Source organism: Marinibaculum pumilum (genome assembly GCF_042646425.1).
Lineage (GTDB): Bacteria > Pseudomonadota > Alphaproteobacteria > Ferrovibrionales > Ferrovibrionaceae > Marinibaculum > Marinibaculum pumilum.
In genome coordinates, this window is the sequence record NZ_JBHRTR010000027.1 from 1 (window position 1) to 5,043 (window position 5,043).

Annotated in this window: 5 protein-coding genes; 2 read left to right on the forward strand and 3 right to left on the reverse strand. The window is 70.3% G+C overall.

Going from position 1 to position 5,043, the window contains the following annotated elements:
• Window positions 1–617 (forward strand): type II toxin-antitoxin system YhaV family toxin (locus ACFOGJ_RS12135; RefSeq protein ID WP_379900667.1); only part of this gene is annotated, 617 nt, incomplete at its 5' end.
• Window positions 618–805: 188 nt separating this feature from the next.
• On the opposite strand, the gene ACFOGJ_RS12140 is transcribed toward ACFOGJ_RS12135, so the two are convergent.
• The 3 genes from ACFOGJ_RS12140 to ACFOGJ_RS12150 form a co-directional block, all read right to left on the reverse strand.
• Window positions 806–2,080, reverse strand: a complete 1,275-nt coding sequence (locus ACFOGJ_RS12140; protein WP_379900669.1) for an acyl-CoA dehydrogenase family protein — start codon at window positions 2,078–2,080, stop codon at window positions 806–808.
• A gap of 111 nt (window positions 2,081–2,191) precedes the next feature.
• Window positions 2,192–3,208: a hypothetical protein gene (locus ACFOGJ_RS12145; protein ID WP_379900671.1), complete on the reverse strand. Its 1,017-nt coding sequence runs from the start codon at window positions 3,206–3,208 to the stop codon at window positions 2,192–2,194.
• 44 nt (window positions 3,209–3,252) lie between these two features.
• Window positions 3,253–4,293 (reverse strand): GGDEF domain-containing protein, encoded by a 1,041-nt coding sequence (locus ACFOGJ_RS12150; RefSeq protein ID WP_379900673.1) that lies wholly within the window; start codon window positions 4,291–4,293, stop codon window positions 3,253–3,255.
• A 327-nt stretch (window positions 4,294–4,620) separates the two neighbouring features.
• Between ACFOGJ_RS12150 and ACFOGJ_RS12155 the strand changes: the two genes are divergently transcribed.
• On the forward strand, window positions 4,621–5,043 hold a 423-nt coding region (locus ACFOGJ_RS12155; protein ID WP_379900675.1), incomplete at its 3' end, for a winged helix-turn-helix domain-containing protein.

A 5,043-nucleotide genomic window follows, 5' to 3' on the forward strand; every position in this document is an offset into this window, starting at 1 on the left:
CCTGCGCCCCGCCCGACAGAAAAAGCTGCTGCAAATCTACCGGCAACGCCTTGACACAAGCCGCCTCATATAAGCCCGAGAACGACAACTTTTCTATCAAAGATGGGACCGTTCTAGCCTTCCTACAAACGAACGTCGTCAATGGCTGGTCGATCTACGCGCATCCGGTTTTTCTCGATGCGCTTGAAGAGCTGATCGGCGAGGTCGAAGCCCGCAAGGCACGTGATCCGAAGGCCTGGCGGACAAAGAACTGCACGAAGCGTCCGGCGGCGATCGTCAGGCTCGCGACCGAGACTATCCCTGCCGATCCCGGAGCCCCCACCTTCCGACAGGGAGACACACTCGGCGCGCACCGGAAACACTGGGTCCGGGCCAGGTTTCTCCAACAGTATCGGCTGTTTTTCCGCTTCGACAGCAACGCCAAGGTGATCGTTCTTGCCTGGGTGAACGACGAGCAGACCGTGCGAGCCTATCGCAGCAAGACTGACGCCTATGCGACGTTCAAAGGCATGTTGGCAGGCGGCAACCCTCCCGAAAACTTTGATCTGCCGATGAAAGACACCGTTGCTGCGGCGGAGCGGTTCAGGAAAGGACTCAAAGCGGCACCGGGCCGATAGAGTCGGAACCGGTCCAGCCGGATTGCTGCATCGAGCTTGACCCCAATGCCTGCAGCGCGCCGTGGCGGCCGACCGGCGAGACCTGCGGGTGATTGCAGCCGGCCGCCGGCAGAGGGTACCGCACCCGGTGCACGTCGCGGGCATCTCGCCGGGGCGGACTGCCACAGCCCGCCCGGCGCCCCGCACCCTCACGCCATGCGGCCCAGGGCGCGGTCGGAGATCGCGGGGCTCCAGTTGGCGACGCCGCCATTGTCGTTGCGCTCGCGCTGTTTGCGGAATTCCAGGCGGGCGAGCTGGTCGCGGTGCACCTCGTCGGGGCCGTCGGCCAGGCGCAGCAGGCGGGCGGTGGCATAGGCCGCGGCCAGGCCGAAATCGTTGCTGGTGCCGCCGCCGCCGAACGCCTGGATCGCCCAGTCCACCACCTGGCAGGCCATCTGCGGCACCGCGATCTTGATCATCGCGATCTCCGCCTTCGCCTCCTTGTTGCCGACGGTATCCATCATGTGCGCCGCCCGCAGGGTCAGCAGGCGGGACTGCTCGATCATGATGCGCGCCTCGGCCACCCGCTCCCGGGTCACCGACTGCTCGGAGACCTTCTTGCCGAAGGCCACCCGCTGCTCGGTGCGCAGGCACATCTTCGCCAGGGTGCGCTCCGCCAGGCCGATCAGCCGCATGCAATGGTGGATGCGGCCCGGCCCCAGCCGGCCCTGCGCGATCTCGAAGCCGCGCCCCTCGCCCAGCAGCATGTTCGCGGCCGGCACCCGCACATTTTCGAACAGCACCTCCGAGGCGCGGTCCGGGACACCGTAGAACCCGAACACCGGGATCGAGCGCTGCACCGTCACGCCGGGCGTGTCCTTGGGCACCAGGATCATCGACTGCTGCCGGTAGGTCTCCGCCTCCGGGTCGGTCTTGCCCATGAAGATGATGATCCGGCAGCGCGGATCGGTGGCGCCGGTGGTGTACCACTTGCGGCCGTTGATCACGTATTCGTCGCCGTCGCGCACAATCGCGCTCTCGATGTTGCGCGCATCGGAGGAGGCGACGTCCGGCTCGGTCATCGCAAAGGAGGAGCGGATCTCGCCCGCCAGCAGCGGCTTCAGCCAGCGCTCCTGCTGCTCCTTCGTGCCGTAGCGCGCCAGCACCTCCATGTTGCCGGTGTCCGGCGCGGCGCAGTTGAACACCTCCGGTGCCAGGTGCGAGCGCCCCATGATCTCGCAGAGCGGTGCATATTCGAGATTGCTCAGCCCGGCGCCATGCTCCGACTCGGGCAGGAACAGGTTCCACAGCCCGCGCTCGCGCGCCTTCGGCTTCAGGTCCTCCACCACGGGCTGCACGCCCCAGGGCCCGACCTCTTCCGATTCCCGGTAGAAGCGCGCCTCGTTGGGGTAGATATGCTCCTCCATGAAGGCCAGGAGCTGCGCCTCCAGCGCCTTCACCCGCTCGCTCTTCTCCGGAATCATCGGCACCTCCACTTCGATCCGCGCCGCAGCCTAGAGCAGGCGCGCACCGACTGCATAGCGCAGCGCGCCCGGCGACAGTGGGGGCACTTCTGCTGGGGCCTGAGCGGAAATTTACTCGATCGTATGATACTGCCGGGAACGGGGACCGGCCGTCGCCAGCCGCGCCCGGACCAGTGACGCGCGGGCCAGCGCCAGCACCGCGTCGCGCTCCATCCGCATCACGTCGATCTCCGACAGCCGCGTGCCGCGCAGGGCACCGTCGCCGGCGATGATCCGGGCGACGGCACGGGCGGCTTCCGCCTGCGGCCGGTCCAGGCCGCCGGCCGCGACCAGGCGGGCGACCTCCGCTTCCAGGGCGGGCAGTGCGGCGGGACCGGCAGCGGCGATGCCGGCGGCCTGCGGCCGGGCATAGGTGCGGGACAGGGCCAGGGCGTGCGCCTTCGCGGCGGGCAGCAGCAGGGCAGGGTCGGCGACCACCGGGTCGGTGGCCCGCAGCAGGCCGCAGACCCGCGCCTCCGGCACGTCGTCCAGGATGCGCCCGCCGGCCACCAGTGCCAGGGTCAGGCGGGCGGCCGCATCGGTGTCGCCACACAGGGCCTGCGCGCGGACCAGCATCTGCGCGATGCCGCCCCAGCCGGGCAGCAGGCCGAAGCGGCGTTCGCAGAAGCCGGCGCGCAGGCCGGCATGGGCGACCACCGCGTCGGCGTGCAGAAGCAGGGCGAGGCCGCCACCGGCAACCGGTCCGGCGGCGGCGAAGACGACCGGGAAGTCGGCATAGCGCAGTGCCAGCAATGCCTGCTGGCCGGCCTGGAGACAGGCGCCGAGCGCGGCCCGGTCCCCGGCCGGTGCGGAACCGGCTGCAGGACCGTCCGGGACGTCGAAGACCCCGTCATCGTCGCTGCCGACCAGCAGCGCGCGGAACTGCCGCCGCCGCACCAGGTCGGACGCCGCGGCGACCATGTCGGCGAGGCCCCGGTCCCAGAGGCCGGGACGACTGCAGACCTCCAGCCCCAGCACCCCGTCGCCGAGGTCCACAAGGGCGGCCGACGCATTGCAGGCCAGCACGCCGCCGCGCCGCCGGGCATCGGCAAAGCTGTGCGGACCGGCGGCCGCGGCGGTGGCGGCCATCGGCATCCTCCCTCCCCACCGGCTCCGGGCAGGTCCCGGGGCCGCTATCCCCAGCACTTCATGTCGACGAGCACCGCCCGGTTCCGGCCGGTACGCTTGGCGGTATAGAGGGCCTCGTCCGCGACCCGGACGATGTCGGCATGATGGCCGTCCGGCGCCGGCGTGCAGACGGCGACGCCAAGGCTGACGGTCAGCATGCCGCCCTCGATCCCGTCGTCATGGCGGATGCCGCTGTTCTGCACCGCCCGCCGGATCGAGTCCGCGACCTTGCGGGCGCCGGCGGCATCGGTCGCCGGCAGGATCACCACGAACTCCTCGCCGCCATAGCGGGCCGCCAGGTCGCCCGGCCGCCGCAGGTTGCGCTGAATCGCCCGGGCCACGTCGCGCAGGCAATCGTCCCCGGCCAGATGGCCGTAGATGTCGTTGAACGGCTTGAACAGGTCGACATCGATCATCATCACCGCCAGCGGCGCGCGCCGGTGGATGGCATCCGCCCAGGCGAGCGGCAGGCAGCGGTCGAATTCCCGCCGGTTGGCGATGCCGGTCAGCCCGTCCACACGCGCCATGGTATCCAGGCGGGTGAACCAGGCGCGGTACAGGCCCTCCAGGATGGCGAAGATGTAGGGGTCGCTCTCGCGGCCGCCGGCCTGGATCGCCGGCGGCAGGTTGCCGCGGTCGAACCCGGCCGGGCTTTGCCCCTTGCCCGCCGCGGCGGACAGCGGGCGGACATCCCAGAGCGGCGTGTCATGCGGGCCGGGTGCGGCCGCGGCGCCCTCCTCCGTCATCGCGCGCGGCAGCGGGAACTCGCCGGCGATGCGGGCGCCCACCTCCCGCAGGTACTGTACGATGACCCGCTGGCCGAACCTGCCGACCGCCTCGTCCACCAGCGACTGCAGCAATTCGCCCTGGCCGGACGGACCCTCCGGCTGCGCCAGCCGCCCCAGCAGGAGCCAGCCCAGCAGGGCGCGCTCCGCGTCGCTCGTGGCATCGCGCAGGGTCGGACAGCGCTGGTCCTCGTCTAGTCCCAGGCGCTGCAACAGGGCGTCCAGGTCGGCATCGCTCTCGGTCTCGGTCTTTGGCGTCAACGGCTTGCCCCCTCGCGAAGATCTCCCGGCGCCGGCGGTCCGGGCGAAACCGGAAGCGGCGGGATCGAGGTGCAGCGCGTCGAACCGGTGCGGCGTCCGACGCCGGGCGGTTCGGGTCACTGTCCGGGGAATGTCCATTCGCAGCCTCCTTCACTGTCGCCAGTAGAGCCTGCCCGCCCGTTTCGGTCGTGAAGGACGCATGCGCATGCACGGAAAAGTGCTGAAAGAACCCTGAAAATGTGCTGAAATCCCGACCGTTCGCAGTACGGAAGATCCGCCGCAGTACCGGCGGCCGCGTGCGCGTGACATGTGCATGAAGGGGCGCGCATGACAGGGGACGACATCCACCGGTTCGAAGGCTTCACCCTGGATCTGCGCCGGGGCGCCCTTCGGAAAGGGTCGGAGCAGGTGGAGCTTCGGCCGAAGAGCTTTTCGCTGCTGTGCTACCTGGTCGAGAATGCCGGCCGCCTGGTCCCCAAGGACGAGCTGATCCGCGCGATCTGGCCCGATGTCGCCGCGACCGACGAATCCCTCACCCGCTGCATCAGCGACATACGGCTCGCCCTGCAGGACCAGGACCAGAAGATCATCCGGACCGTGCCGCGGCGCGGCTATCTGTTCGACGCCGCGGTGTCGCGCGGCGCAGACGGCGACAGGCCGGACGGCGCCGGCAGCCGGTCGGAGACTGTCGCCGCGCCGGCCCCTGCGACCCGGTCAGTCGCCGTCGGCCCGACGGCGGGGGGCGCCCCC

Excerpts from the sequence above, each read along its gene's own strand:
- ACFOGJ_RS12140 (WP_379900669.1), bottom strand. The coding sequence starts at position 2,080 with ATGATTCCGGAGAAGAGCGAGCGGGTGAAGGCGCTGGAGGCGCAGCTC.
- ACFOGJ_RS12145 (WP_379900671.1), bottom strand. The coding sequence starts at position 3,208 with ATGGCCGCCACCGCCGCGGCCGCCGGTCCGCACAGCTTTGCCGATGCC.